This is a genomic window from Mesorhizobium sp. B2-4-18 (genome assembly GCF_006441385.1).
GTDB lineage: Bacteria > Pseudomonadota > Alphaproteobacteria > Rhizobiales > Rhizobiaceae > Mesorhizobium > Mesorhizobium australicum.
This window is the reverse complement of the sequence record NZ_VFUW01000013.1, coordinates 1-25,843: the sequence shown is the minus strand read 5'-3', so window position 1 is coordinate 25,843 and position 25,843 is coordinate 1. Positions and strand designations below refer to the sequence as shown.

Sequence of the window (25,843 nt, the reverse complement as noted above, 5' to 3'; positions counted from 1 at the left end):
TCCGCGGCGGCGTCTTGAAGGGACCCATGATCCACCCACTGGCAACAAGGTCGCACGGCACCGCGGCCGCCCTTTCGCTGGCCACCGCCCTTTCGCTGGCCGCCGCCCTTTCGCTGGCGATTGTCGCCCTCGCCTCGGCAAGCCAGGCGCTGGCCGCACAGCCGGCCGGCCACGCCTCGGGCATGGGCGGCTCGGCCGAAGGCCTGTTCGTCGCCGAGATCGTGCTTCTGCTTCTGGTCGGGCGTGGCTTGGGTGAGATCTTCCAGCGCTATGGCCAGCCGGCGATCATGGGCCAGCTGATCGGCGGCATCCTGCTCGGGCCGTCGCTGTTCGGCTGGCTCTGGCCCGGCGCCCAGCATCTGATCTTCTCCACCGATCCGGCGCAGAAAAGCATGATCGATGCCGTCTCGCAGCTCGGCATCCTGCTGCTCCTGCTGCTGACCGGCATGGAGACGGATCTGCGGCTCGTGCGGCGGGTGGGTGCGGCCTGTTTTTCGATCTCGATCACCGGCGTCGTCCTGCCCTTTGCCTGCGGTTTCGCGCTGGCGCAGGTGCTCCCGGATACGCTTCTGCCCGAGCCGAGCGAACGCATCGTCGCCGGACTGTTCCTCGGCACCGCGCTGTCGATCTCCTCGGTGAAAATCGTCGCCATGGTGGTGCGCGAAATGAACTTCATGCGCCGCAACCTCGGCCAGGTCATCGTCTCCTCGGCGATCATCGAGGACACGATCGGCTGGCTGATCATCGCCGTCACGTTCGGCATCGCCACCAATGGCAGCCTGCAGGTGCTGCCGCTGGTGCTGACGGTGGCCGAAGTGGCGCTGTTCATGGTGTTCTCCTTCACCATCGGCCGCCGCCTGGTGTTCACCCTGATCCGCTGGAGCAACGATTCCTTCCGAAGCGAATACGCCGTCATCACCGTTATCCTCATCATCATGGGTGTGATGGCGCTGATCACCAACCTGATCGGCGTCCACACCGTGCTCGGCGCCTTCGTCGCCGGCATACTGGTCGGGGAATCGCCGATCCTGTCGGACCACATCGAGGGCCAGTTGCGCGGCGTCATCACGGCGCTGTTCATGCCGGTGTTTTTCGGCATGGCCGGCCTGTCCGCGGACCTCACCGTGCTTGCCGACCCGACGCTGGCGCTGCTGACGCTGGCGCTGGTGGCGATCGCCAGCATCGGCAAGTTCTCGGGCGCCTTCCTCGGCGGCCGGCTGGCCGGCATGTCGCTGAAGGAGTCCACTGCCGTCGGCAGCGCCATGAACGCACGCGGCTCGACAGAGGTCATCGTTGCTTCGATCGGCCTGTCGATGAACATCCTTTCCCACAATCTGTTCACCATGATCGTCACCATGGCCGTCATCACCACGCTGGCCATGCCGCCGATGTTGCGCTGGGCGCTCGGCCGGCTGCCGGTCGGCGACACCGAAAAGCAGCGCGTCGACCGCGAACTGCTCGACGAGCGCGGCTTCGTCTCCAAGCTGGAGCGGTTGCTGCTGCTTGTCGACGACAGCCCGGTCGGCAAATTCACCGCCTATCTCGCCGGTCTCGTCGGCGGGGGCAGCGGCATGCCGACCACGCTGCTCCACCTCGAGGATGGCAAATTGTCCGGCCCGGCCCGCGACAAAGGTCCCGAGCGCGCCTCCAAGCAGGTCAAGAGGGGGGCGGCCAGAAGCGCCAGGGCTGTCAGGAAGGCCGAGGATACGCCCGTCGACAAGGTCCACCTCACGGCCCGCACCGAGCTTGAAGCCACCACCGAGACGATCGCGGCGGAAGCCCGCAAGGGCTACGGCCTGCTGCTGGTCGGGCTGGACAACGCGCTGGCCGAAGGCACCTTCAGCGGCACGCTGAACGCCATCACCAGCGGCTTCGACGGCCCGCTCTGCCTGGTGCTGAATGGCGCCAAGGCTGATGGCAAGATGCCGATGCTGCGCGCCGGCGCGACCATTCTGGTTCCGGTGAACGGCACCGAGGTGGCGCGGCGCGCGGCCGATTTCGCGCTCGCCTTGGCGCGGCCGCACCGGGCGCGCGTGAAAGTCCTTTATGTCTCGCAGGCCCGCAAGGGCAGCCGGCCGAGCTCGGTTTCGCACCGCCGCGAGGAGGCCGTGCTCAAGGATGTCGCCGATCTCGCCGACCGCTATGGCGTCGCCGTCGACACAGCGATCAGGACGCGCGCCACGCCCGACAGGGCGATCGCCAGGGAAGCAGCCAAGGGCGCCGCCATGGTGGTGATGGGCGTCACGCAGCGGCCAGGCGACGAACTGTTCTTCGGCGACACGGCGAGCGCGGTGCTGACCGCCGCCGCCTGCCCGGTCGTGCTTCTGGCCAGCGACCGCGTCCGCCGAACCGAAGCCACCGCCGAGGAGGCGGCAGCCGAGACCGGGGCTTGATGCCTGTCGGCCTTGCCGGAGGACGCGATTCCCCCCGAGGGGGCGCTACGCGCTGTTCCTGGAATTGCGCCTACAGGCCGAGGAATTGCCGCCCGATCACGTAGCCCAGCGCCGCCGCGACGAGCGGAAACAGCGCCGGCGCGACCTTGCCGAAGAAGGAGACGCTTGTGTCCTTGGGCGGCACATAGCGTCCATTGCCAAGATTCTTGGTCATTGCGTACCCCACGCCACCGGATAATTAGCAGATGCTTATTGACGCATGGCCGCATTAACGGGTTGCAAAGAAATTCGATCGAAAGCCGGCCATTCGACTGGCGAACGCGGCTTGGCTTGGCCTGCATCTCCGAAGCGGGTTTGCCCCGGCCTCGCGAAGCCGCCGGTCGTCGCGGTTGAGCGCTAGGTCCGGCAGACCGCCATGACGAAGAACTCGCGGTAGCAGAAATCGGGATCGTCGAGCAGGCGATCCGGCCGCTGCTTCAGCTCCCGCCAATAGGCCTGGTCGGCGTCAGGCAGGGCGTAGCCCGGCGCGACGCTGGCAAAATAGGCCAGCAGGTCGCGAACATAGTCGCGCGTGAAGCGAGGCGCCGGCGCCCAGCGCTCGACCAGCCAGCCCTTGCGGCTGACGACCTCCAGGCCCGCCTGCCGCAGGCGCGCCGGAAGCATCGAACCGCAATCGGTGCCGAGCACGCCCCGGTCGCGAAACCCCTGCAGCCTGGCGGCCATGAAGCGCGCCAGCAGGGCCCGATCCATGGGCAGGATCTGCAGGATGGTCGAATCGAAATCCTTGACCGCCAGGATGCCGCCCGGCTTCAGCACGCGCCTGGCCTCGCCGACGGCAAGCACGAACTCGGCCGGCGTCAGATACTGCATGACATTGCCGGACCAGACGCAATCGAACGATGCGTCGGCGAATGGCAGCGACAGGATGCTGCCGACATGCGTGGCAATTTCCGGCGGCTCGGGCAGCGTGCCCGCGAGCGCCTCGACCCGGCCGATGTTTTCGGGCGCGAGGTCGAGCGCGGCGATGAAGCCGGAGGAGCCGACGGCGCTCGCGATGAGCGGCAGGAAGCCGCCGCTGCCGCAGCCGGCATCGAGCACGCGCCAGCCCGGGCGGATGCCGGCGTCGAGCAAGGCCGCCTCGTATTCTGGCCGCGACGATTCGAAATGAAGATCGAGCCAGCCGGCCTCGCTCGCTTCGTGACCGGTGGACGTTTGGTTCCTGCCAGACAAATGATGACCCCCCATGGCGCGGCAGGGATAGAAGCGCACCGGACGCCATCACGCAATGCCCTGCGCCGCGTGGAACCGGCGCCGGTCTACGCCGGCAGGGACGGCTCGGTGTTGGGTTCCAGCGCCTCTTCCGCCTCATGGTCGTCCGGAAGCACGTCGCCATGCACCGCCAGCGGCCGGCCGATCCAGATGGGATCGAGCAGATGGTCGCGCTTGGGATTGCTCGTGTTCGGGTGGACGAGGATGCTCAGGCCGCCATGGTTCAGCATCAGCCACGGAACCAGCGCGCCGAACATCCCGGTCCCGAAGGAGACCTGGTACATGGCCTTGTCGTGCGGGCCGACCTGTCGGTCGTGCCAATTGCCCAGGCGCACGCGGAATCGTTCCGCGATGCGCAGCCGCAGCCATTCGGCATGCTGCCGCTCGGCTTGGCCGTCGAAATAGACATGCGCGTGATAGCTGGCGATCTCGGCCAATGGCCGTGGACTGTCTTGGCTCATCTCGATGCCCTCCTCCTCCCGCCATTCAGCCCGAGAGCGCGGTCTTAAGCAAGGTCACCGACTGCCCGCTCGAGCCCCCGGGACGATCGGCGCCGCTGGACGCGGTTCCGCTTCCCAGGCATGCCGTCACGCCGCCGGCGCCGCGAGGCTTTCGGCCCCGCGCACATCGTGTAGTCTGGTCGTCCCCTAGGAAATGACAAGATGAACACCGCCGAAACCTTGCCCTACCTGTCTTCCCGGCTGCTCGACCGCCTGGCGATCTCGACAGTCGACATGGTCGACGAGATCGAGCGCCAGATCGTCGGCCAGCGGCGCGGCGAGGTCTGGTGCGCGCCGAAGGCGGTGGTGCTGCCGGGCGACGACCGCTACATCATGGCGACGCTGGGCGTCGCCTCCACGCCGCCCGTGCTGGCGACGAAATCGCTGGTCGTCAACCCGCGCAACGCCGGGCGCGGACTGCCGACGCTCAATTCGCTGATCACGCTGCTCGACGCCGAAACCGGCCTGCCGCTTGCGCTGGTCGACGGCAATTGGGTGACGGAGAAGCGCACGGCCGCCTTGAGCGCCGTCGCCGCCAGGCGCATGGCCAGAAGCGATGCGTCGTCCCTGGCCTTCATCGGCTGCGGGGTGCAAGCGCGCGGCCATTTAGAGGCATTCGCCGACCTCTTCCCCTTGCGCGAAATCCGCGCCTTCGGCCGCGGCACCGCCAACCGCGACGCGCTGTGCCAAATGGCGCAATCGCGGGGTCTGGACGCCGTGCCCTGCGACACGGCAAGGGCCGCCATCGAAGGCGCCGACATGGTGGTGACGACGGTGACCCTGGTGCCCAAGCCCGCGCCGTTCCTCGACGCGAACTGGCTGAAGCCAGGCAGCTTCACCGTGATGACCGACCAGGCCCTTCCCTGGCTACCCGAGACGATGCCCCGCTTCGACCGCATCATCGTCGACGATTTGGAGCAGGAGAGAAACATGGCCAAGCCGATGGTCGACCCGGGGATGGTTGTGGGCGACCTGACGGGGCTGGTCTGTGGGGACTTTGCGGGGCGGCAGAGCCCGGGCGAGGCGACTGCGTTTGTGTTCCGGGGGTTGGCTGTGGGGGATCTGGCGGTGACTGGGTTGGTGTATGGCCGGGCCAAGGTGGCTGGGATGGTTGGGGCGTAGAGCAAAGAGGGAATGGCGGGAACGGGTTTCGGGCCGGACTGCGTTGGACCGAGCCTGCTCATCTACTCAGCCATCCTCGACAGCGCGCATCAGGCGTTCGCTGCGGGAGCTTCGTACCAATGCGAGGCACGATAGCATCCCGCAGCGTGAGCCTCGCTCAGGAACGGTAGCCGGTGTGCCGCCCCAACGAGAAAATCGCAGGACCTTCGCAGCTTCGCAAAGGCGTCCTTCACATCAGTGCTGGAGTCTTGCCACATCAGATGGTCGGCGCAGATCTGGGCTATAACGGAGAAGATGTCCATCTGCGCAGAGGGCGTCCGAACCGTACCAAGTATTGCACCGACACGATCCACGACCGCTTCGTCGCGCTTGAACAACGTATGCACCGCGGCGACGAACGCCTGCTGCGACCCGAACTGGACGTGGAAGACGGGGTGACCAGGTCTGGCTTCGTCCATATCAAAATGGGCGCCAAAGACATGGTCGAGATTTTGCCCCTTCTGACGAAAATAGCCAACTTCTGTTCCAAAGTTTTTTGTCCGAAGAGGTAACTGTCTGAAGTCAGGCCCCTGGAGGGTCAGCCAACCCTGAGCCACTACGAAGAGGTCGGGTGAACGCCGGTTCGGCCGCTCTGGAACGTTGAAGACGATTGGCCCGAAGTCGAGCTTTACTTCATCGTCAGGCGTATTGGTGTCGAGCCTGAACGCCTCGTAGCCGCTCTGCGGCAATACAGAGCTCACCTGGCTCATCTGCTGGAGGCCATAGATCGCCGCCTGCCAGGCGTCGTTGACCTTTAGCATCACTCGATGCGCATCCTTGTTCACCCAACGGCCCCTCATAGCCCCAGCAAGGGAGCCCATTCATCGTAGAAATCTTTCTCCACCCGGCTCAGTTGGGCACCTGTCGGTATCCAACTGCTCGAAGGTACCGAGCAATCGGAGCGCTCGCAGACTGGCCGCAAAGTGAATGGACACCAGAAACCGCCCTTAACGCCGCCACAGCGGTCACACTGATGGCGCAAGAGCTGTCGTCCCAGGACAGTTTCCATGATGTGGCGATTGAGGTCGGCAAAAGATTCAAATTGCGCCTCTCCCAGATCCGCGCCGAGTCGATCCAGAATGCTGTCGACCTCCTCTTTCCAGAAAAGGCTCTGGCCTTCACTGAACGGTCCAAGATAACGGGCGTCGGCAAAATAAGGCTCGATCGCGGGACCCTCTTCCGGGCCTGTCGCAACGTAGGCGCATAGCGCCTTACGCGAGAGGATCGGGCCTGGGTATTTCAGCACAGCATTGAAGAGGACGTGCCCCAGAACGTAGGTCAAAAGTCTAATTTTGTCCGCGTCGTTTGGCTCCTCGTCACCTGCGAAGTCGCGCAATCGCTGCAGCAAGGCAGAGTTCGCAGCACCGAGCCGCGACATGTAGGCAGCGAATTGACTTTCAAGCCTCGGCCGTCCAAGCAATGATGCTAATACAGCCGCTAAGCTACGGCGTTCCGTGAGGAGCGCAGGTGAATGTTCTATACCTTGGCGAATCGCTCGAAATCCACGGAACATTGTGGCGATAAACGCAGCATCGTGTTCATCGTCAGTGGGTACACGCAACTCGAATAGATTCGGTTCTTTCGGCAACGCCGTCACGTTTCCACGCGAAAAATCGCCCACAGGAATCGACTTTTTCTGGCACCATCCCACGATACTTAGACCGAAGAGCCCTCTTACGCTGGTGGTGAGATCATAGTCGGTGATGACAAGTGCAGTATTTTCATCGACACGTGCTTCGAAGGCTTCAGCCGGCGGGCCGTCGTTCTCAGTAGGAACCCAAGTGTGGAGGTCGGCTTCTTCAGGATGAAGGAGCGCTACGAGGCGTTGCCGAAGCGCCGCAAGGTTCGGCTCGTTGTCGTCGATCAGAAGAAGCGATGCCTTTGCATTGCACATCATCGGGTCCCATCAGCCGGTAGCGGCAGGCGAACCCGCACGCATGTTGCGAATTCAGCCGGCGGAATGACGAGTTCCGCTCTACCACCGAAGGCTTCCGCTCCACGCCGTACAAGCGCCAATCCCAATCCCATGCCCGAACCGAGCGGATCATTTTTCGACTGAGTCGTCGTAAAGAGGGGATCGAAAACCCTCTCTTGGAGTGCACTGGGAATACCGACCCCGGTATCAGACACCTCAAGGTAGTGCCACTTACCTTCATTCCAGGCACGAAAAGCAATCTTACCCCGGTCCTTGCCGACCTTCGCCGTCACTGCTTTGAGCGCATTGGTATAGAGGTTGAGAGCAATGCCGTTGTAAAGCGACACCGGCACCGGCGGGGCTAGCAAATCGCTCTCCGCCCAACCTCAATGTTCCGCTCCTCGGCGTAGCGGCCAAACACGCGCTTTACCTGCTGAAGTCGTGGCCTAACTGGGTACGGCTTGCTTGGGGCAACCTTCGCGCCTTGGATATATCCCGATGAGTACGTCACAAACTCCTTTAGCTGGCGAATGTGACTGGCGAACGCCTCAACTTGCGGTCCAAATTTCGGCTCCGACTTCGCGAGTTCAACTAGATCCTTCTGGGTGGACTCAAGTTCTTGAAGCGCAACACCGAACTCATGAGTCATAAAACCGGCGACGACGCCGAGCAAACTCATTACTTCAAGTTGTTGTTCTCGCTCTCTAGCATTCTCTTCTTGGCGCTCGACAAGCTGTTGCGTCTGCGCGATCGCAGCAACGATGCGCAACTTATCTTGTGCGGCGATGTTTGGGTTTGACTGAACCTCTGAGATCGCCGAGCGCGTCCGATCACGGATGTCAGCGAGTAGTGCTGCCTGCTGGGCTTGCTCCTCTTCCTGCTGGAGCTTCCGGTCGGCATAGGCGATCGCCTCAACGGCACCGCGGACCAGGTCATTCAGCTGCGCGAAGGCGGCATTCTCGACAAAGCCCTCGCGATCGGCTGACGCGATTAGACCCTCTTCATCGCCCTCGGGATCAAGCTCATTCGATCGAGTGCCCTCAACTTGCACCAAACCAACCAGTTGCGCTGACTGCGGCAATCGCAGCATCCAGTTCTGAGACGTGTCCGCTCGCACTTGCGCCGGCATGGCGAAGTGCTTGGCAGAGATCGTTGACCGTGGGTCACGACGGTTGCGCGCTGCGTCCGCCTGCAATTGCAGCCAGTCGTCACGTGAAGACCCGTAGGGTTGGACTCGAAAGCTTCTGTCGAACACCGCAACGCCGTGGTTCGCGGCGACCCACGACTGAGCACGACGACCGTCAACCGGCATGTTGGTGAACGTCCCCGACCGTCGTGGGAAGAAACGAATGTCGGCGTAGAGCTTCCCAATCTCATTCGGGTAAGTATCAACGACCTTCAGGTAGGCCACTCGCTGCCCTCGGCGGTAAATACGCAGATCGACTTTGTCGCCGCGAAGCCGCAACTGGGCACGGAGGACGTAAGCGTCGAGGATCGTGGCGGCGACGTCGCCTTCCTCATCGTCGTCGCCGACCCGCACGTTCAGGATGAAACCGGGATCGACAGCATCGCCATCCTCGTCAGCCACCACCTCAACATCGTCGCCTTCTGTCATCTCTCGGAAGAGCGATCGAAGCGGCGTCAAAATACCGATTGATCCGGTGCGAACTGTATTCAGGTCGAGGCGGCTCGCTTCTGTCCGCAGCCTGGTGATAGTCAGGACGGTTCCAGTTGCGGTCTCCGCCGGCGCCTCGGTCAGAACGTATGGCACCTGAACCTTGCCGAGATCCTCGTGCCGGTCGAACTTCGGCCAATCGAACGTGGCGGAGAGTTGAGTCCGCATCCCGCGGTCAGCATCATCAGCAACCGACACGAGGTTCAACGCTCGCCCAAGGAACCGGACTGCGAACCGACCGATACCCTTTTCACCTGTGATTAGCCTTAGATAAATCTCGCTGAACCGGATTGCTTCCTTGGAACTCGTCCCAATCCGCATCCAACCATTGGTGAAGCGATCCAATGTCATGCCAGAACCATCATCCGTGACCGTGATCGAACGAGGAGGATCGTAGTCGACAGTACATTCAGTCGCGTCCGCGTCGTAGGCGTTCTTGATCAACTCGACGACGGCAACTTCGGGCTGCTTGACCAAGCGCTCGCCAAGCTCGCGGAGGATCCGGCTCTCGATGGTGAACGAAATTGTTCCCCGATCGAGCACACGGTCCTTCGTCACGATCAGGGCCTTAGTCACGCGATCCTGCCAACGAAAACTTGTCCAAAAGCAGTGCGTTGAGCTGGTTGATTTCGATCTTCCGAAGTCCGTTCGAGTGTGCGACGACCCGGTCGCGAAGGTCCTGCCCGTCGAGACCACCTACGATTGCGACCATCTGCTTCTCAGTTGCGTTGTAAATTCCTGTGACCCCACCGACGGCACGCGCGCCGACTGCGTTGCGCACCCCTTTCGGAAACTCGCCTTTGAAGCTTTGGGCGATCAGGACGTCCGGCAGCGGCGGCATCTTGAACTCCCACCAGTTCAACCGCTCCAGACATGTTGCCGTCTGGTACTGCTCAGCCGGCACTGCATTCAGGTACGAGCGCAAGGCTGCGCTCTGGCCAATGTCGGTGCGGATGAGCCAGCATTTCTGGCCACGCGACCGGTAGTATTTCTTAAATGCCGAATCATCTAGCTCCCGAAGGTCACCCGGCAGCGTTCGTAAGGTAGTTATACAGGGCACTACATCGCGGCCGATCATTAGTCCGCTCCGTACGCGCTCGCCCTCGGTAAGGGTAAGGACCTTCTGCGTGCCCGGACTCAAACCTCGGATCGCGCGGGGCATGCCTTCAGGGATATCGCTCCGCTTCGCGTAGCTAATAACACCTGCACTCGACCCGCTCGGTGACGGAAGAGAAAGATATTTCCCCTCGGCCGTCTCCTCGAAGTAGCTCCATGTGCCGGTGCGCTTGGCCTTGTCGACGATTGTGATGGATGATGTGGTCAGCACGCTATCGAAAGTAGTGTCGACCAGTCGGTAAACGTTCACCTCCCAGCGCTGCTCTTCGATGAAAGTTCTCAGCGCGCGAGCCGATGGTCGCGAAACCCATTCATACGGGATAACGAGCGCACAAAGCCCGTCGTCCTTGAGGCTGGCGAGAGCCTGAAGGAAGAAGTATTGCCACGCGTTCGCAAGGCCGGAGACATGTATTCCCAGACGACGTTGAAGAACCTTCGACGCCTGCTCGCGCCAGCCGGCTGGCAGATCTTGATTGCGTACAAATGGCGGATTACCGATACACACGTCAGCGTTATCAACGTCGTCCGAGAAAGCGCAACGGTTAAGCAACCTTGCGTTCGGAGGCAGCTTCACATCCGCACAACGATCACCATCGATCTCGTACCCAACATATTCTGCATAGGTTCCTCCAAACGCAAAACGGGCATCACCTGCGCCTAAATCGAGAACTTTGCCGACTTGAGGTCGGAGAAGACTAACGTGAGCCCAAGTTGCCTCGACAAGCTCACTAGGAGTATCGACTTGGCAGCGATTGAGATAAAGAGAAACGCTGCTCCAATCACCCCAATCACGGGTTAAATCGATCACCTGGCGTGCTTTGACTGCTGGTTGTGTAATCATACGCAGTAGCTCACCCGTCAAATCATTTTTTCGGACCGAATCTCTTCAGAGGCCCCCAAGCGACAAACCAGCGTTGCGGTCGAGATCGGACAATCGGTTATAGCTGCAGAGCCGTTAACAACGGCTGGAGACACGTGAGACAAACTTAGCAGGAATCTCGCTTGTGCGACAGAGATTTGCGATTGGCATTCGCGGCTCCAGTGGTCATGACTCCTCCGCCCCTATATTTCGCGAAAGCTTCTTTCACAATTTCAATTCGTACCGAGGCGGCGCCACGCCATGTCCGGTTTTCCATCGAGTAGCGCAACGCGGTCATCCACAAGAGCTCGCGGCCAGCCTCTTGCCTCGCCCCCCTCACCCCCCAGCCAGCCTCGGCAGCAGAAAAATCTCCGCCCCCGGCGGCAGCGTCTTCCCCCACGTATCCCTATAGATCACCCCGTCGATCGCCACCGCGATGCCCTTCTCGATCCATGGCTCCAGGGCGGGATACTGTTCAGCCAGCTTCCTGAACAGTTCCCTGATGTCCTTGGCCTCGACCTTGACCTTGCTCTGGCCCCCGGCAAGCTGGCTGAGCGCGCCCCAGAGCGTGACCTCGACCATCGCTACGGTGTGCTGATATTCAGGTGAGGCCGGCCTGCAAATGGCAGGTTCCTGCGCTTCCGGTGCTCACGTACTTCAAGTACGCTCCGCTCCGGTTCTCGGAACCCGCCACTTTCGGCTCGACCTGACCTGAATCTCAACACACCTTATCCCTAGCTTTCGCCTTACCCTTCCCGTTCCGCCTCGATCGCCGCCAGGATGCGGGGCGGCGACATCGGGATGTGGGTCATGCGCACGCCGGCTGCGTTCGACACCGCGTTGGCGATCGCCGCCAGCGGCGGCACGATCGAGGTTTCGCCGACGCCGCGCACGCCATAGGGGTGGTTGGGGTTGGGGATTTCCAGGATCTGCGTGTCGATCATCGGCAGGTCGGAACAGACAGGGATGCGGTAATCGAGGAAGCCGGCGTTCTGCAGCCGGCCGTCCTTGCCGTAAATATACTCCTCGTTGAGCGCCCAGCCGATGCCTTGCGCCGCACCGCCCTGGTACTGGCCCTCGACATAGGTCGGGTGCACCGCCTTGCCGGCATCCTGCACCACCGTGTAGCGGATCACCCTGGTCGAACCCGTCTCGGGATCGACCTCGACGTCGCATATATGGGTGGCGAAGGAGACGCCGGCACCGTCGGCGACGAGCTCGCTATGGCCGGCGATCGGCCCGCCTGTGGTGCCCGATTTGGCCGCGATCTCCTTCAGCGACAGCTTGCCGAGATTGCCGTGCTTCTCGCCCTTGGCGACCGCATGGCCCTGTTCCCAGATCACGTCGTCGACGGAGATGTCCCACATCTGCGCGGCGCGCTCGCGCAGGATTTTTATCGCGTTGCGGGCGGCCGAGATGGTCGCCATCGAGGACGAGAAGGTGCCGCGGCTGCCGTCGGTCATGTCGTTGTAGCCGAGGGAAGAGGTGTCGGCGACCACCGCCTTGAGCTGGGAATAGTCGATGCCGAGCTCCTCCGCCGCGACCAGCGACAGCGAGGCGCGGGAACCGCCGACATCGACGGTGCCGACGGCCAGCGACACCGAGCCGTCCATGCCGATGTTCAAGTCCACGCAGGTCTGGCCGCCGAAATTGAACCAGAAGCCGCAGGCCATGCCCCTGCCCTGGTTCTCCTTCAGCGGCGCCTTCATGTGCGCATGGCTCTTCACCGCTTCCAGCGTCGGGCCGATGCCGATCGGGCCGTAGACCGGGCCGTAGGACGACCGCGTGCCTTCCTGCGCGGCATTCCTGATGCGGAATTCGACCGGATCCATGCCGAGCTCCTTGGCGAGCTCGTCGACGGCGCTTTCCACCGCGAAGGCCGCCATCGGCGCCGAGGGCGCGCGATAGGCGGCGGTCTTCGGCCGGTTGACCAGCACTTCGTAGCCCACCGTCTTGACGTTATCGAGACGATAGCAGGCGAACGCCGTCATGGCGCCGATCTCGGCCCAGGAGCCGGCATAGGGGCCGGCGCTGTAGCGCAGCGTCGCTTCCGCCGCCGTGATGGTGCCGTCCTTGCGGGCGCCGATCTTGACGTCGATCGAGGTGGCGCTGGTCGGACCCGAGGCGCGGAACACCTCGTCGCGGGTCATCACCAGCTTCACCGGGCGGCCGGCCTTGCGCGACAGAGCGAGCGCCACCGGCTCGGCCCAGACATGGGTCTTGCCGCCGAAACCGCCGCCGATCTCGGACGAGGTGACGCGCAGCTTCGAGGCTTCCATGCCAAGCAGCTGGGCGCAGTGCTGGCGATAGACGAAATGGCCCTGCGTGCAGACCCACAGGTCCGCCGTGCCGTCGGAACTGACATTGGCCACGCAGGCATGCGGCTCGATATAGCCCTGGTGGGTCTGCTCGGTCTTGAACGAGCGCTCGACGATGAAGTCGGCCTGCCCAAAACCCTGATGGACGTCGCCATGGCCGAACTGCGAGCGCTTGGTGACGTTGGAAGCCTTGACCGGTTTTTCCTCCAGCCCTTCGGTGAAGATCGTGTCGTTGATCAGCGGCGCGTGGTGCGCCATCGCCTCGTCGACATCGGTGACATGCGGCAGCACCTCGTAGTCGACCTCGATCAGCTTCAGCGCCTGCCTGGCCGTGCGCGCATCGATCGCGGCGACGGCGGCCACCGCATGGCCGTCATAGAGCGCCTTGGTGCGCGCCATGCAATTGTCGAGGATGTCGTACATGGCGGCATCGCCGTCGGTGAGGTCGGGCAGGTCGGCGGCGGTGATCACCGCCTTGACGCCCGCAAGCGCTTCCGCCTTCGAAGTGTCGATCTTGCGGATCCTGGCATGCGCGTGCGGGCTGCGCAGCACGCGGCCGACCAGCTGGCCGGCCATGTTGAAATCGGCGCCGTAGCGGGCGCGGCCGGTCACCTTGTCGACACCGTCGGGGCGGATCGGGCGCGTGCCGACGGATGCGAATTTACGCCCCGAAAAACGCGGATCGAAATTCATCTCAGGCTCCCTTCATAACGATGGCCGCGTCCTGGACGGCGCGCACGATCTTGTCGTAGCCGGTGCAGCGGCAGAGATTGCCGGCCAGGCCGAAGCGGATTTCCTCCTCGGTCGGGTCGGGGTTCTTGGCCAGGAGATCCTTGGCCGCGATCAGGAAACCTGGCGTGCAGATGCCGCATTGCAGTGCGGCGTGCTCCAGGAATTTCTGCTGCAGCGGATGCAGCCTGTCGCCATGCGCCATGCCCTCGACGGTCTCGATGCGGCGGCCTTCGGCTTCCGCGCCAAGCACCAGGCAAGAACAGACCAGCCGGTCGTCGACGATGACGCTGCAGGCGCCGCAATCGCCCGTGCCGCAGCCTTCCTTCGCGCCGGTCAGCCCCAGCCGGTCACGCAGCACGTCGAGCAGCGTCTCGTCGGGCTGGCAGAGATATTCGACATTGTCGCCGTTGATCGTGGTTGAAACCGCTACGCCAGCCATCATTTGCCTCCTGCACGTGCATAGGCGGTCATTGCGGCCCGCCTGGCCAGCACGCCCGCAACCTTGCGCCTGAATTCGATTGTGCCTCTTTTGTCGTCGATCGGCCGGCACGCCCCGGCGCAGACCTTGGCCAGCCGCTCCAGCGCTGCCTCGTCGAGCTTGCGGCCGATCAGGGCCTCGGCCCCTTCTTCCACCAGCAACACGGTCGGCGCCGCGGCGCCGATCGCCACACGGGCCGCTGTCACCACGCCCGCCTCGTCCAGCGTCAGGTTGACGCCGGCGCTGACCACGGCGATGTCCATCTCCGTGCGCGGAATGAACCTGAGATAGGCATCGGCCGAACGCGGCGCGGGCTTGCCGAGCAGGATCGCCTCGATGATCTCGCCCTTGGCGAGCGAGGTCCGGCCCGGCGCGGTCGGCACCGTCTCGACCGCAATGGTGCGCTTGCCCGACGGGCCGACGACCACGGCCCTGGCGCCCGCAGCCACCAGCGCCGGAACGCTGTCGGCCGCCGGCGAGGCGTTGCACAGATTGCCGACAATGGTGCAGCGTCCCTGCACCTGCTTCGAGCCGATCAGCTTGGCCGCCTCGACCACGCCAGGCCAAGCCTTCTTCAGCGCGGCGTTCTCGCCCAGCACGGCGCAAGGCACGGCGGCGCCGATGCTGAAAACGTCGGCGGTTTCCCTGATGTCGCGCAAGCCGGCGATCGACTTGATGTCGATGATCAGTTCGGGTTCGACAAAGCCGCCCTTCATCCTCACCAGGAGGTCACTGCCACCGGCAAGGATGGCGGCCGGGCCGGCCGATCCGGCCAATTGGCCGACGGCGTCTTCGATTGAAAGCGGACGTATGTAGCGCATCGTCTCCCCTTGGTATCGCGATTTTCAGCGACCGTTATAAACAATCGTCTCATAATGACCATCCGTTTCCCGAGCCGAGGCGATTGGGCCAGGTGCGGCAAAATGCGGTCCACTCGACCTGGAACATGGCCGCGAAGCGTCAGCCAGTGGGGCCAATTGGGGCTTGACCGCCCCGCCTCGTGCGTCAATCCTTCCCGGCCAAGGGAGGAATTTCCATGCGACGTCTGTTGGCTGTGCTTTGCGCCGTGATGCTGGCCGCGCCGGCTGGCGCCGCGACGCTCTATTACGGCGCCCGGGTTGGAATGGAGCTTACCATCGTCAAAAAGTCGGGCATCGGCTCCACGCACGCCAGCATCCTGGCCAGGCACGACAGGCGCAAGGCCCGCCTCTACTGCCGCGAATACGGCCATGATTTCACCGAGGAGTGCATTGATGCGGAAATGAAGGCGCCCCTGCATTTCGAAATCACCGCCAACTGCAAGACCGGCGAATTCACCACTTTCTATGGCGCCGCCATGCTGTTCCAGGGCCGCAACAAGGGCACGGATGTGACGACGGATTACCGGATCACCGCCGTCGACGAAAAGGTGGTGCTGGATGGCTCCGGCGCCTCGGGCTACGATTATACGCTGGACCAGTTCAAGGCGCTCTGCCCCAACCGCGTGAAGTAGACCGATCGCGAGGCCTGGCCCGCCAAAGCCCGGAACTTGGACCGTGGTAGGCAAGGCCGTTTATCGCTAGCACAGGACCGCAGTGGAGGCGAAAAACATGACCCTGACCAATCGCGACATTGTCGAACTGACTGAGTGGCGGCGCAAGCTGCACCGGCAGCCGGAAATCTCGAACGAGGAGGAGAAGACGGCGAAAGAGGTCGTCTCCTTCCTCGCCGACACCGGGCCGGACAAGGTGCTGACCGGCCTCGGCGGCCACGGCGTCGCGGCCATCTACGACAGCGGCAAAAACGGACCAACCGTCCTGTTTCGGTCCGAACTCGACGCGCTGCCCATCGAGGAACTGTCCGGCGTGCCGCATGCATCGCAAATTCCTGGCAAGTCGCATATGTGCGGCCATGACGGGCACACCGCTATCCTGGCCGCCCTTGGCCGCCAGTTCGGGCGCGAACGGCCCGCCAGCGGCCGCGTCGTGCTGATGTTCCAGCCCGCCGAGGAAACCGGCAATGGCGCGGCCGGCGTCGTCGCCGATCCGCGCTTTGGCGAGATCGCGCCGGATTTCGCCTTCTCGCTGCACAATCTGCCCGGCGTGCCGTTCGGCGAAGTCAGGCTCAAGCCCGGCGTGGTCAACTGCGCCTCGCGCGGCATGCGCATCGTGCTGGAGGGCAAGACCGCGCATTCCTCCATGCCCGAGACCGGAACCTCGCCCATGCCGGCGATCTCGGAGCTGATGCCGGCCCTGCCCGCGCTCGGCCGCGCGACTTTCGCCGACGATGATTTCTCCATGGTCACCGTCACCCATGCGCGGATGGGCGAAGCCGTATTCGGCATCGCGCCCGCCCACGCCGAGGTCTGGGCAACGCTGCGCACGCGCCGCGACGAGCGCATGGCCGACCTCTGCGCCGCCGCCGAAACCCTGGTCAAGGAGATCGCCGGCCGCCACGGCCTCTCCGCCAGCTGGGACTATCACGAGATCTTCGTCGCCAGCGTCAACGCACCGGATGCGGTCGAGCACCTGCGGCGCGCCCTCGATGAAGAGAGCGTCGCGCATGGCGAGGAAGTCTTGCCGATGCGCGCCTCGGAGGATTTCGGCCTGTTCGGCCACAGCGCCAAGTCGGCGATGTTCTTCCTCGGTGCGGGCGAGCGCCACCCTGCCCTGCACAATCCCGACTACGACTTTCCCGACGACCTGATCCCGATCGGCTCGAAGATCTTCATGAGGACCGCGCGCAACCTTCTCGGCTGATCTCAGCGGCACGCCGGCCAGCACTGTGGCAAAGCTCCGTCCCCGATCGACTGGCCACCTGGATGCCTCGAACTGGATATTCCCAACGGGCCGGATTGTGTGGCATCTGTCAGGGCAATGCGAGGAGTTCGAAAATGTACACGCCGCCCGCCTTCCGCGACGACGACAAGGACAGCCTGATCGCGACGATCCGCGCCGCGCGGCTGGCCAATCTCGTCACCGCCACGGCGGACGGGCCGCTCGCCACCCCCCTGCCGCTTTTTCTCGACGAGACCGAGGGCGAGCACGGCGTCATCCATGGCCATCTGGCCAAGGCCAACCCGCAGTGGCGCGTTCCCGCGATCGGCGACGGGCTCGCCATCTTCACGGGCCCGGACGCCTATGTGACGCCGACCTGGTACGCCACCAAGCAGGAAACCGGCAAGGTCGTGCCGACCTGGAACTACGCCGCGGTTCATGCCTACGGGCCGGTCGAGTTCTTCGAGGATGCGGACAGGCTGCTGGAAGTTGTCACCCGGCTGACCAACCTGCATGAGGGCGCGCGCGCCGCGCCCTGGGCCGTGTCGGACGCGCCGCCAGACTTCATCCAGTCGCAGCTTCGCGGCATTGTCGGCCTGCGCATGCCGGTCGTCAGGCTCGAAGGCAAGCGCAAGATGAGCCAGAACCGCAACACCGCCGACCGCGCCGGCGTGGCCTCCGGGCTGGCGGCGAGCGAGCGTCCGTCTGACCGCGAGGTCTCCGCCCTCATCCCGTGAAGGTACGGCGCCTCACCTTGCCAGCACCAGGTCGGCGTCCTCGATAACGTACCGGACATAACGGTAGTCGCGAATGAAGCTGATCCGGCCGTCGCGCCATTCCAGCCACATGAAATGACTGGGTTTCGCGTCGGCCCGGTCTTCGAACACCGCGATCACCTCGCGGCCCTCGACCCATGCCGGCCTGAGCCACAAGCCGTCGCTCCTGGCGTAGATGGTGAAGAACATGCCGACGTCGGCGGCCCCCGCGCGCGGCTTGTGCGTGGACTGATGGAGCCTCACATCGTCGGCCAGCAGCGCGCGCAAGCCGTCCCAATCGCGTCGGTTGAACAGATTGACGTAGCGCAGGATGGCCGCCGATGCGATGCGCGCATCGGGGAGCGGATTGGCCTCGGCGTTGATCCGCCGAAGCCGGGCGCGGCCGCGCGCCAGATGCGCCTTCACCGCATCGACCGTGATGCCGAGCAGGGCGGCGATGTCGGCCAGCGGCTCGTCGAGCACATCCCTGAGGATGACCACGCTGCGTTGCGTCACCGGAAGCTCGGCGAAGCGCGACACGGCGGTTTGCACGGCTTGCTTGCGCATCAGCACCTCCACCGGGTCGGCTTCGTCGGCTATGTCGAGCGCCGCCTCGATCGGCTCCACGGCGCGGATTGCGCGGCTACGCAACAGGTCAAGCGCGCGGTTGTGGGCGATCCGGAACAGCCACGGCCTGAGCCGAGGCACCTCACACAACTCCTCCAGGGCAACGACGACGCGCGCGAACGTGTCCTGCACGACATCCTCGCCGTCGATGACCGAGCCCATCAGGCGCGAACAATAGCGGTGCAGCTCCGGCCGCAAGGCGGTGGCAAGGGCAAGCAGCCCTTCCTGCCGGTCGCGCTCCCCCGCTGGCTTTCCGTCGTTCAAGGACCCGCGCCCTCCATGATCGTCACCCCGGCGTCGCCGCTGAGGCCGAAGACGACGCCCTCGCCATATTGCGGGTCTTCCAGCAGCGAGACCACCCTGTCGCCGAACGCCCGGGGCGGCATCGGCGCGCCGAAGCGGGTGACGAATTGTTCCGGCGTGATGCCCATCGAGCCGGCATAGGCGCTCGCCGCCGCACCGCCGATCCCGGTGTCGAGGATCATCTGCCGCGGCACGATCGCCTGGAAGCGGATGCCGAGGCCTTTCTCCTGCGCCACGCCATTGGCGTATTTGGCCATGAACCAGAGCATCCGCTTGGCGCCGCCATAGCCGCCCGACATCTGCGACCCGGTGACGGCCGCACCGCTCGACCCGACCAGCACCCGGCTGCCCGGCCCGAGCGGCAGGTTCAGCGACGCCTGCAGCCAATAGAGCCCGGCCTTGACATCGGTTTCCCATGCGATGGAGAAGTCCTCCCACTTCAACTGGTCCAGCCGCCCCATCCGGGGCGTGGCGCCGGCGTTGAGCACCAGTATGTCAGGGCGGACCTCGCCAAGAATGCGATAGGCGGCGTCCTCGTCCGTGACATCGGCGGCGATGGTGGCGACCCCAAGCCGCGCACCGACCGCCTGCAGCGCCTCGGCGCCCCGCGCGACCACGGTCACGCCGGCGCCTTGCTCGACAAGCGCTTCGACCAATCCGAGGCCAAGCCCACGGCTGCCGCCGGTGACCACGATTTTCTTGTCCCTGAGGCTCATTTGACCCTGCTCCAGTGTTTCACTGTAGCTAAGACGTTTGAGGATCCGGAAAAGAGTCAGCGGTGGGGGAGGATTTGTCGTCAGCCAGAAGCCGGGTCGACAGTCCGCGCCGCTGCTCGCTATGGATCTTGACGAAATTGGTGCGCCGGTTTGGACATTGGGGCGCAACATGTGCTCCATGGCAGGTGACGAAGCGGTGGGGAAGAAGTGAAGCGCGTTTTTCGATTGTTTGCGGCGGCCGTCATGGCGTCCGCGCTGAGCGGCTGCACCAGCGTTTCCTACTACGCGCAATCGCTGGAGGGCCATGTCCGGATCATGGCCGCGCGCCAGGACGTTGGAAAACTGATCGAGGCCCCTTCGACGCCGGAGGCATTGCGCGCCAAGCTGACGTCGGCGAGCGCCATAAGGCAGTTCGCGACGGATGAGCTGGCACTGCCCGACAACAGCAGCTATCACAGCTATGTCGACATCCACCGGGATGCCGTGACCTGGGCCGTTTTTGCCGCCCCGCAATTCTCGCTCACGCCCAAGACATGGTGCTTTCCGGTTTTCGGCTGCGTTCCCTACCGGGGTTACTTCGATCGGAAATCCGCGACCGAAAGCGCCATGGCACTTCATCGACAGGGGCTGGACGTCTATGTCACCGGCATCACCGCCTATTCCACGCTGGGCTGGTCTAGTGACCCGCTGCTCTCGACCATGCTGCGTCAGGACGACACCTATCTGGCGAGCCTTGTCTTTCATGAACTGGCGCATCAGCGCCTCTATGTGAACGGCGATTCCGCATTCAATGAGGCTTTCGCGGTCGCCGTCGAAACCACCGGCACGAGAAAATGGCTCCGCGCCGCCGGCGATCGCGCCGGATTGCGCCGCTACGAGGCCGATCGCAAGCGCAGCGCCGATTTTCTCGCACTGGTGTCGAAAACCCGCGACGAGTTGCGGCAGGTCTATGAAAGCTCCCGGCCCCCCGACGGGATGGCGGCGGCCAAGGCAGCCACGCTCGACAGGTTGCGGACGCGCTACCGGCAAATGCGCGACGGAAGCTGGGCCGGATACCGGGGATACGACGCCTGGTTCAATGCGCCGATCAACAACGCAAAGCTCGCCGCGACGTCTGTCTATGGCGAACAGGTTCCTGCGTTTATTCGCCTGTTCGAGCTGTGCTCCAGCGACTATCCGAGATTCTACGCTTCCGTTCGACGGATCGCTGACCTGCGCGAACCGGCCCGTGCCGAAGCGCTCAAGGCGGCGACCAGCTGCGATTGACCTGAGCAAACACGGCGGCCTTTGGCGTGCTCCGATAGCTCTAAGCCTGGTTCGCCAGGACCAACGGTCCTATGTGCGCGGCGAGCACGAAACGCTCGCATTGCTCGCCGTCGGACTCATCGATGAAGCTGTCGACATGTTTGAAGCCGAGCTTCGCCAGGATCCGCAGCGACGCGACATTGCGCGCCGCCGCCTCGGCCGTCACCTGTGCGAGCGCCAGGGTCTCGAAGGCGTAGCGAATGACCTCGCGTGCCGCCTCGGAGCCCAGTCCCTGCCCCCAATGGGTACGCCCCAGCACAAATCCCAATGCGGCCGACCTGGCGTCGTCCGCGCCGAAGGACAGGGTTATCGTCCCGATCGCGTCCGCCACGCCTGGCTGGTCTATCGACCATTTGATCGCCCGGCCGTCGGCGAACTGCTGACGCGCAAGGGCGAGCCATCGCGCGCCCGCGCCGATGTCGTCGGCAACGGGATCGCCGGCAAGGGAGGCGGATTCGACATCGCTCGCGCGCGCGAACCACGCCGGGATATCCCGCTCGCCCGGCGCCCGAAGCACGAGCCTTGGTGTGGTGAGCCTGGGAACTGCTTTCATGGAGAGCATTTTCGCCCCGGGGCAGCGCCAATGCAACGGCGCTGAGAGCCGCGGCGGCTGACCGCCAGGACAGATTCGACCGCAAGCTACGCCCCAACCGCCTTCAGCCCCAGCGCCGTGCGCTTCAATCACTCCGGGGCCACCCGGCTACCGCCGGCCAGCGAGTGGCGTGAGATTTGGTGATGGCACCAGCCCACCACAGGGCGGGACTATGACAACGCGCGTTGGCGATTCGCGATGAACGGCCGTTGTGGGGCCGAATCCAGACTGACTGGCTTCGGGCCTGCACAAACGAAAGCTGCTGTTGGCGATCGACTCCTTTAGGATGACAAGACAATCTGCGAACGGTGATGCAGTAGCCTTCGTGAGTGCATGGAACAACGCCCCGAACCATGCGTAACGATCAATAATCAACGATGCCGCGCTGCGAAGAGTGTCTCGCCAGGATCAAGGTCGTTGAGGACCGCGCGTTTAATAGTGGCTGGCACCGACGCGTCGTCAAGGTCGTAACTGCCAAGACCGCTTAGGGCAACGCGCCGGTCGATCTCAGTCCCGATGAAATCCATGACAACGCGAGCCGCGGCAATGGCCCGGGCTGGGCCATGGCTGACGCTAACGGTTAGTCCGTTCATTCGCCTCGACTTACGTCCACGCGGATACAGGAACATCGTGGAGACTTCTCGGCCGGTCCCACGGTGATAGTCGATATTGATCAACCGATCGCCAACGCTGCCAACGATACCACGGTAGGTGATAAAGGCTGACGAGGCGTCCGCCCCCTCGTCCTCTCCGAGGTAGCGCTGTTTGACCGACGATACGAGCATACCCTCACTCCCGTACCAGTGCACCAGCTCACGCTTGATCCGGTGGCCACCGAGGTAGGTGTAAAAATACTTGAAATAGAAGCCTTGATACTCGGCCAACTGAGGCAACCCAAGGACGGCGCGACGAAGATCGTCCCAGCGCCGTGATGCCGGCTCAGCCTCTACCATGGTTCGGGGCTTGAAGGATGCCGCAAACGCGGAGCTTGGCATGAACAAATGTTCGGGTTCGAGGCCGAAAAAGTCGCTGATAAGCTTATAGTTATGCCGCGACGGAAACGCCGTACCAGCCAAGTAGCGGTTGAATTGCTGCCGGTTAATCTTCAATCGCCGGCATACCTCGGACACGGAACGGTAGTGATCGCAGCAGAGTTGGAGGTTTGCACAAAAATCGTCCTTGCGTTCGGCGAGGATGAGCTGAGGCGGAAACATACAGACTCCACTTTTAAGCGACTTGAAGCGTAGATCGCTAAAAGTCGCTTAATCTAGCCCACAAGCCTTTGATGGCGTCAAGAAGCAGCGCGTGAGACGCTCGGAACTGGTAACACACTGGTTCTGGCGATGAAAATGATGCGCAAACTTCTCCTGACCTGGCTTGCTTGGGGTGTGGCATTGAGCATATCCGCACCGATCTTCTTGATGCTGCTGACAGCACTGAAATCGAATGTCGACGCTCTTGAGCCGTCACGGCTCCTGTTCATCCCAACGCTGGACAACTTTATCGCAGCCGGCTCACCTAGCGGCATTCAGCGGCCACTGTTGAATAGCGTCGTGGAGGCTGGCGGAGCGACGGCTCTGTGCTTTTTGTTAGCTCTGCCAACGGCCTATGCATTGGCGCTCTGCAATGCCAAGCATCGAAGGGCGGTGCTGCATGGCATGCTGATGACCCGGTTCATGCCCGGCATCGGTGTGGCGATACCGATGTATCTGATCTTCAACGCCGTCGGCCTGATTGACACCAAACTCGCGCTCATCGTCATCTATACCACAACCAATCTGCCGATCGTGGTTTGGATGCTATTCTCATATCTGCGCGAGCTCCCACCTGGTATTCTGGAGAGTGCCCAGATGGATGGTGCGACCGTACGGCAGCAGATTATCTTTGTGCTGGTGCCCTTGTGCTTACCCGGCCTGTGCTCGACCGCACTTCTATCCGTCGTCCTGTGCTGGAATGAAGCATTCTGGAGCGTTCAGATGACATCGTTAGAGGGTGCGCCCCTGAGCGCTTACATCTCCACCCTGTCAAACGATCTGTTATGGGGAAGGCTGTCTGCAGCTTCTCTGCTGGCGATCGGTCCTATTCTTCTGATCGGCTGGCTGACGCAGCGCCAGTTCGTGCGTGGGCTGACGTTCGGTGCCGTACAGTAAGTGATTAGGTGTCTGAGAAGCGTTGCGTCGGCTTCCAGCGTGGCGAACAAACCAGTGCCGCCTTCAATCCCCGTCAAGGCGAGATGATCTCTCCCTTCGCGGCTTAGCCGTAGTTCTTGAGGTCCGCTTCCCACCCCAAATAGAAAGGACAGCAACGTTCTCCATGAGCCGAAGGGGTCATCCGCAATGGAAGCGGCACTCCATCGTTCGTTCTTGGCGGGTATGAAACCTGGCGTGCACAGGATTCGGACTTTCGCCTGACCATGGACTTAGCTGTATGATTCGTGTCTGGTTTGGAAAATTCCGGGGCTAGATTTGAGTGACCGGAAGGCAGGCGCACATGTCTGGAGTGAGTGGCCGTGCTTACTTCTGTCTATTTTCAATCTTTAGATTTGGGAGGTCGGGTCGCTTGGATACAACACCGGCCTCCTTCAAGGCTTGTATCCAACCTTTTTGAGGAGCTTCTCTGTTTTGGCGCGCTCCTCATCGAGAGCGCTCTCACGTTTGACCTTGGGCATGCGTCCTCCATTTGGTTGATTGTCGTTCGCCAGCAACTGGATTGCCAGCACTATCGCCGAGGATGTCAGCTTTGAGGTCGCGGCAGGGACTATTTCAACGTCCGAAATGCGGCGCATTCCTGACGTAGCCAACCAACGTGCGTCTCGTATCACATCTTGCGCCCACCGGTGGCAGCACGGCGGCCCAACCCGCCTGTCCTACACAAAGCTGTCACCAACTGAGCTTATCCGATCCTCGGGAATGAACCATCCACATGACACGCCTTGAAACCGCCCGGCCGGAGGGCGATCGGGACATGTGGAATGCTGTTTTCGGAGACGACCATGCTTGAACGGACGGACAGGGCCGCACCCCATCGGAATCAGCTGAAGAAACAGGATCTGTGGTTGAGCGAATTCGAGATTGTGCTGCGCGACCGTGTCATTGCCAATGGCGCGGTCAGGATCGAAGACGGCCGGATCGCCGAGATCCGAGACCAGCCTGTCGAGAATGCCGACTTCGTCGGCGGCGGCCGCCTGCTGCTGCCTGGTTTCATCGACATGCACGGCGACATGGTGGAACGGGAAGTGGAGCCGCGCAGCGGGGTCCACGTGCCGATGGAAATCGGCATCGCCGAGCTCGACAAGCGGCTGGCCTCCTGCGGCGTGACCACCGCCTATGCCGCGCTCTCCTTCATCGGCAACAGCGCCACGGCCGCCTTGCTGCGCTCGGAAGAACACACATCGTCCATCATCGAGACCATCGCCGGGCTGAAAGACCACCTTCTGGTCGATCACCGCATACATGCCCGCTTCGAGGTGACGTTCAGCGCGGCTGTCGGCGTGCTGGAAAGATTGATGGATGCCGGCAAGCTGCATTTGATTTCGCTGATGGATCACACGCCTGGCCAGGGACAATACCGCGACGTCGAACTGTATATCGCCCGCCTGGCCAAGGAGCGCGGCATGTCCATTGCCGACGTATCCGAGGTCGTCGGCAAGCGCATGGCCGATCGAAACGGGCATGGCGGTGTGCTCGGCACGCTGCAGAGCCTGTCGGCGTTTGCCCGCGCGCGCGGCATCGTGCTCGCCTCCCACGATGACGACACGCCGGAAAAGGTGGAATTGGTCCACGGCCTGGGAACTGTGCTCAGCGAGTTCCCGGTGACGCTGGAGGCGGCGCGGGAAGCCCGCCGGCTGGGCGTGTATACGGCCATGGGCGCGCCCAATGCGCTGCGCGGAGAATCCTATTCCGGCAATCTTTCCGCTCGCCAGGCCTATGAGGCCGGGTTGCTCGACATGCTGGCCAGCGACTATCACCCGGCCTCGATCCTGCCGGCCGTGCTCGGCCTGGCGAAACTGAGCGACGGTGGCCTGGCGAAGGCGGCGGCGCTGACGAGCGCCAACCCGGCCGCCGCACTCGGGCTCACCGATCGCGGAGCCATCGAGGCTGGGCTGCTGGCCGATCTCGTCGTGGCCGACCGCCAGCCGGTGCCACGTGTGCGAGCCACCTTCCGCGCCGGCCGCATGATCTACGGCGACGGTACGCTTGAACCGGCGCGGAACAGGGCGATCGAGGGAGGCCGCGACCGGCCGCTGCCAGCCGACCGAGGGCAATCCCAGGACTAGACACCTAGGCAACTAGGGCTTAGAGCGGTTCATCGCTTGATAGAATCGGAAGGGATTCCCGCTCGGTTGGATTTGTGATTCAAGATGCTGGCTGGAT

General features: G+C 63.2%; 25 protein-coding genes. 8 read left to right on the top strand and 17 right to left on the bottom strand.

The window, feature by feature from the left end; translation table 11 throughout:
- The first annotated feature begins 26 nt into the window (after positions 1-26).
- Complete coding sequence (locus FJ527_RS25585; protein WP_246677807.1) at positions 27-2,393, top strand: cation:proton antiporter; 2,367 nt, start codon at positions 27-29, stop codon at positions 2,391-2,393.
- Positions 2,394-2,463: 70 nt separating this feature from the next.
- Here the strand turns inward: FJ527_RS25585 and FJ527_RS29435 are convergent, their stop codons facing one another.
- The 3 genes from FJ527_RS29435 to FJ527_RS25575 form a co-directional block, all read right to left on the bottom strand.
- Positions 2,464-2,607 carry a hypothetical protein gene (locus tag FJ527_RS29435; RefSeq protein WP_181166483.1) on the bottom strand — a complete coding sequence of 48 codons (144 nt, stop codon included), beginning with the start codon at positions 2,605-2,607 and terminating at the stop codon, positions 2,464-2,466.
- A gap of 182 nt (positions 2,608-2,789) precedes the next feature.
- Positions 2,790-3,623, bottom strand: coding sequence for a methyltransferase domain-containing protein (locus tag FJ527_RS25580; RefSeq protein ID WP_246677806.1), 834 nt, complete (start codon positions 3,621-3,623; stop codon positions 2,790-2,792).
- 86 nt (positions 3,624-3,709) lie between these two features.
- Positions 3,710-4,123, bottom strand: coding sequence for a DOPA 4,5-dioxygenase family protein (locus FJ527_RS25575; protein WP_140824318.1), 414 nt, complete (start codon positions 4,121-4,123; stop codon positions 3,710-3,712).
- 201 nt (positions 4,124-4,324) lie between these two features.
- Here FJ527_RS25575 and FJ527_RS25570 point away from each other — a divergent pair, with 201 nt between their 5' ends.
- Entirely contained in the window at positions 4,325-5,284 is a 960-nt protein-coding gene (locus FJ527_RS25570; RefSeq protein ID WP_140824317.1) for an ornithine cyclodeaminase family protein, read from the top strand.
- Between the two features lie 89 nt (positions 5,285-5,373).
- Here the strand turns inward: FJ527_RS25570 and FJ527_RS25565 are convergent, their stop codons facing one another.
- From FJ527_RS25565 to FJ527_RS25525, 9 genes are all read right to left on the bottom strand, one after another.
- Positions 5,374-6,108 carry a hypothetical protein gene (locus FJ527_RS25565; RefSeq protein ID WP_140824316.1) on the bottom strand — a complete coding sequence of 245 codons (735 nt, stop codon included), beginning with the start codon at positions 6,106-6,108 and terminating at the stop codon, positions 5,374-5,376.
- An 11-nt stretch (positions 6,109-6,119) separates the two neighbouring features.
- Positions 6,120-7,217 carry a hypothetical protein gene (locus FJ527_RS25560; RefSeq protein ID WP_140824315.1) on the bottom strand — a complete coding sequence of 366 codons (1,098 nt, stop codon included), beginning with the start codon at positions 7,215-7,217 and terminating at the stop codon, positions 6,120-6,122.
- A complete protein-coding gene (locus FJ527_RS25555; RefSeq protein WP_140824314.1) occupies positions 7,217-7,606 on the bottom strand; it encodes an ATP-binding protein in 390 nt (129 codons plus the stop codon). Before FJ527_RS25555 ends, FJ527_RS25560 begins: the two co-directional genes overlap by 1 nt.
- Positions 7,600-9,489: an ATP-binding protein gene (locus FJ527_RS25550; RefSeq protein ID WP_181166482.1), complete on the bottom strand. Its 1,890-nt coding sequence runs from the start codon at positions 9,487-9,489 to the stop codon at positions 7,600-7,602. The genes FJ527_RS25555 and FJ527_RS25550 overlap by 7 nt, the downstream gene beginning before the upstream one ends.
- Positions 9,482-10,870, bottom strand: coding sequence for an Eco57I restriction-modification methylase domain-containing protein (locus FJ527_RS25545; protein WP_140824312.1), 1,389 nt, complete (start codon positions 10,868-10,870; stop codon positions 9,482-9,484). Before FJ527_RS25545 ends, FJ527_RS25550 begins: the two co-directional genes overlap by 8 nt.
- 354 nt (positions 10,871-11,224) lie before the next feature.
- The gene (locus FJ527_RS25540; RefSeq protein WP_140824311.1) at positions 11,225-11,470 is read right to left on the bottom strand and encodes a MoaD/ThiS family protein; all 246 of its coding nucleotides are present in this window, start codon (positions 11,468-11,470) and stop codon (positions 11,225-11,227) included.
- A gap of 164 nt (positions 11,471-11,634) precedes the next feature.
- Complete coding sequence (locus FJ527_RS25535; protein WP_140824310.1) at positions 11,635-13,899, bottom strand: xanthine dehydrogenase family protein molybdopterin-binding subunit; 2,265 nt, start codon at positions 13,897-13,899, stop codon at positions 11,635-11,637.
- Between the two features lies 1 nt (position 13,900).
- Positions 13,901-14,377 (bottom strand): (2Fe-2S)-binding protein, encoded by a 477-nt coding sequence (locus FJ527_RS25530; RefSeq protein ID WP_015316741.1) that lies wholly within the window; start codon positions 14,375-14,377, stop codon positions 13,901-13,903.
- Entirely contained in the window at positions 14,377-15,237 is an 861-nt protein-coding gene (locus FJ527_RS25525; protein WP_140824309.1) for a xanthine dehydrogenase family protein subunit M, read from the bottom strand. The genes FJ527_RS25530 and FJ527_RS25525 overlap by 1 nt, the downstream gene beginning before the upstream one ends.
- 215 nt (positions 15,238-15,452) lie before the next feature.
- Between FJ527_RS25525 and FJ527_RS25520 the strand changes: the two genes are divergently transcribed.
- From FJ527_RS25520 to FJ527_RS25510, 3 genes are all read left to right on the top strand, one after another.
- On the top strand, positions 15,453-15,908 hold the full coding sequence (locus tag FJ527_RS25520) for a hypothetical protein (RefSeq protein WP_140824308.1): 456 nt from the start codon (positions 15,453-15,455) through the stop codon (positions 15,906-15,908).
- A 97-nt stretch (positions 15,909-16,005) separates the two neighbouring features.
- Entirely contained in the window at positions 16,006-17,154 is a 1,149-nt protein-coding gene (locus FJ527_RS25515) for an amidohydrolase (protein WP_140824307.1), read from the top strand.
- Between the two features lie 134 nt (positions 17,155-17,288).
- Positions 17,289-17,909, top strand: coding sequence for an FMN-binding negative transcriptional regulator (locus FJ527_RS25510; RefSeq protein WP_140824306.1), 621 nt, complete (start codon positions 17,289-17,291; stop codon positions 17,907-17,909).
- Between the two features lie 12 nt (positions 17,910-17,921).
- Here FJ527_RS25510 and FJ527_RS25505 read toward each other — a convergent pair whose 3' ends face one another.
- Both FJ527_RS25505 and FJ527_RS25500 read right to left on the bottom strand, forming a co-directional pair.
- Positions 17,922-18,818, bottom strand: a complete 897-nt coding sequence (locus FJ527_RS25505) for a sigma-70 family RNA polymerase sigma factor (protein ID WP_140824305.1) — start codon at positions 18,816-18,818, stop codon at positions 17,922-17,924.
- Complete coding sequence (locus FJ527_RS25500; RefSeq protein WP_140824304.1) at positions 18,815-19,573, bottom strand: SDR family oxidoreductase; 759 nt, start codon at positions 19,571-19,573, stop codon at positions 18,815-18,817. The genes FJ527_RS25505 and FJ527_RS25500 overlap by 4 nt, the downstream gene beginning before the upstream one ends.
- A 243-nt stretch (positions 19,574-19,816) precedes the next feature.
- Between FJ527_RS25500 and FJ527_RS25495 the strand changes: the two genes are divergently transcribed.
- Entirely contained in the window at positions 19,817-20,839 is a 1,023-nt protein-coding gene (locus FJ527_RS25495; RefSeq protein ID WP_140665972.1) for an aminopeptidase, read from the top strand.
- Positions 20,840-20,879: 40 nt separating this feature from the next.
- On the opposite strand, the gene FJ527_RS25490 is transcribed toward FJ527_RS25495, so the two are convergent.
- Together FJ527_RS25490 and FJ527_RS25485 are read right to left on the bottom strand one after the other, a co-directional pair.
- Positions 20,880-21,440, bottom strand: coding sequence for a GNAT family N-acetyltransferase (locus FJ527_RS25490; RefSeq protein ID WP_246677805.1), 561 nt, complete (start codon positions 21,438-21,440; stop codon positions 20,880-20,882).
- 401 nt (positions 21,441-21,841) lie between these two features.
- On the bottom strand, positions 21,842-22,684 hold the full coding sequence (locus FJ527_RS25485; RefSeq protein ID WP_140824303.1) for a helix-turn-helix transcriptional regulator: 843 nt from the start codon (positions 22,682-22,684) through the stop codon (positions 21,842-21,844).
- 135 nt (positions 22,685-22,819) lie between these two features.
- Here FJ527_RS25485 and FJ527_RS25480 point away from each other — a divergent pair, with 135 nt between their 5' ends.
- Positions 22,820-23,620 carry a carbohydrate ABC transporter permease gene (locus FJ527_RS25480; RefSeq protein ID WP_224585587.1) on the top strand — a complete coding sequence of 267 codons (801 nt, stop codon included), beginning with the start codon at positions 22,820-22,822 and terminating at the stop codon, positions 23,618-23,620.
- Between the two features lie 431 nt (positions 23,621-24,051).
- Here FJ527_RS25480 and FJ527_RS25475 read toward each other — a convergent pair whose 3' ends face one another.
- Entirely contained in the window at positions 24,052-24,255 is a 204-nt protein-coding gene (locus FJ527_RS25475) for a hypothetical protein (RefSeq protein ID WP_140824301.1), read from the bottom strand.
- Positions 24,256-24,462: 207 nt separating this feature from the next.
- Here FJ527_RS25475 and FJ527_RS25470 point away from each other — a divergent pair, with 207 nt between their 5' ends.
- On the top strand, positions 24,463-25,746 hold the full coding sequence (locus FJ527_RS25470) for an alpha-D-ribose 1-methylphosphonate 5-triphosphate diphosphatase (protein WP_281406550.1): 1,284 nt from the start codon (positions 24,463-24,465) through the stop codon (positions 25,744-25,746).
- Positions 25,747-25,843: the final 97 nt, after the last annotated feature.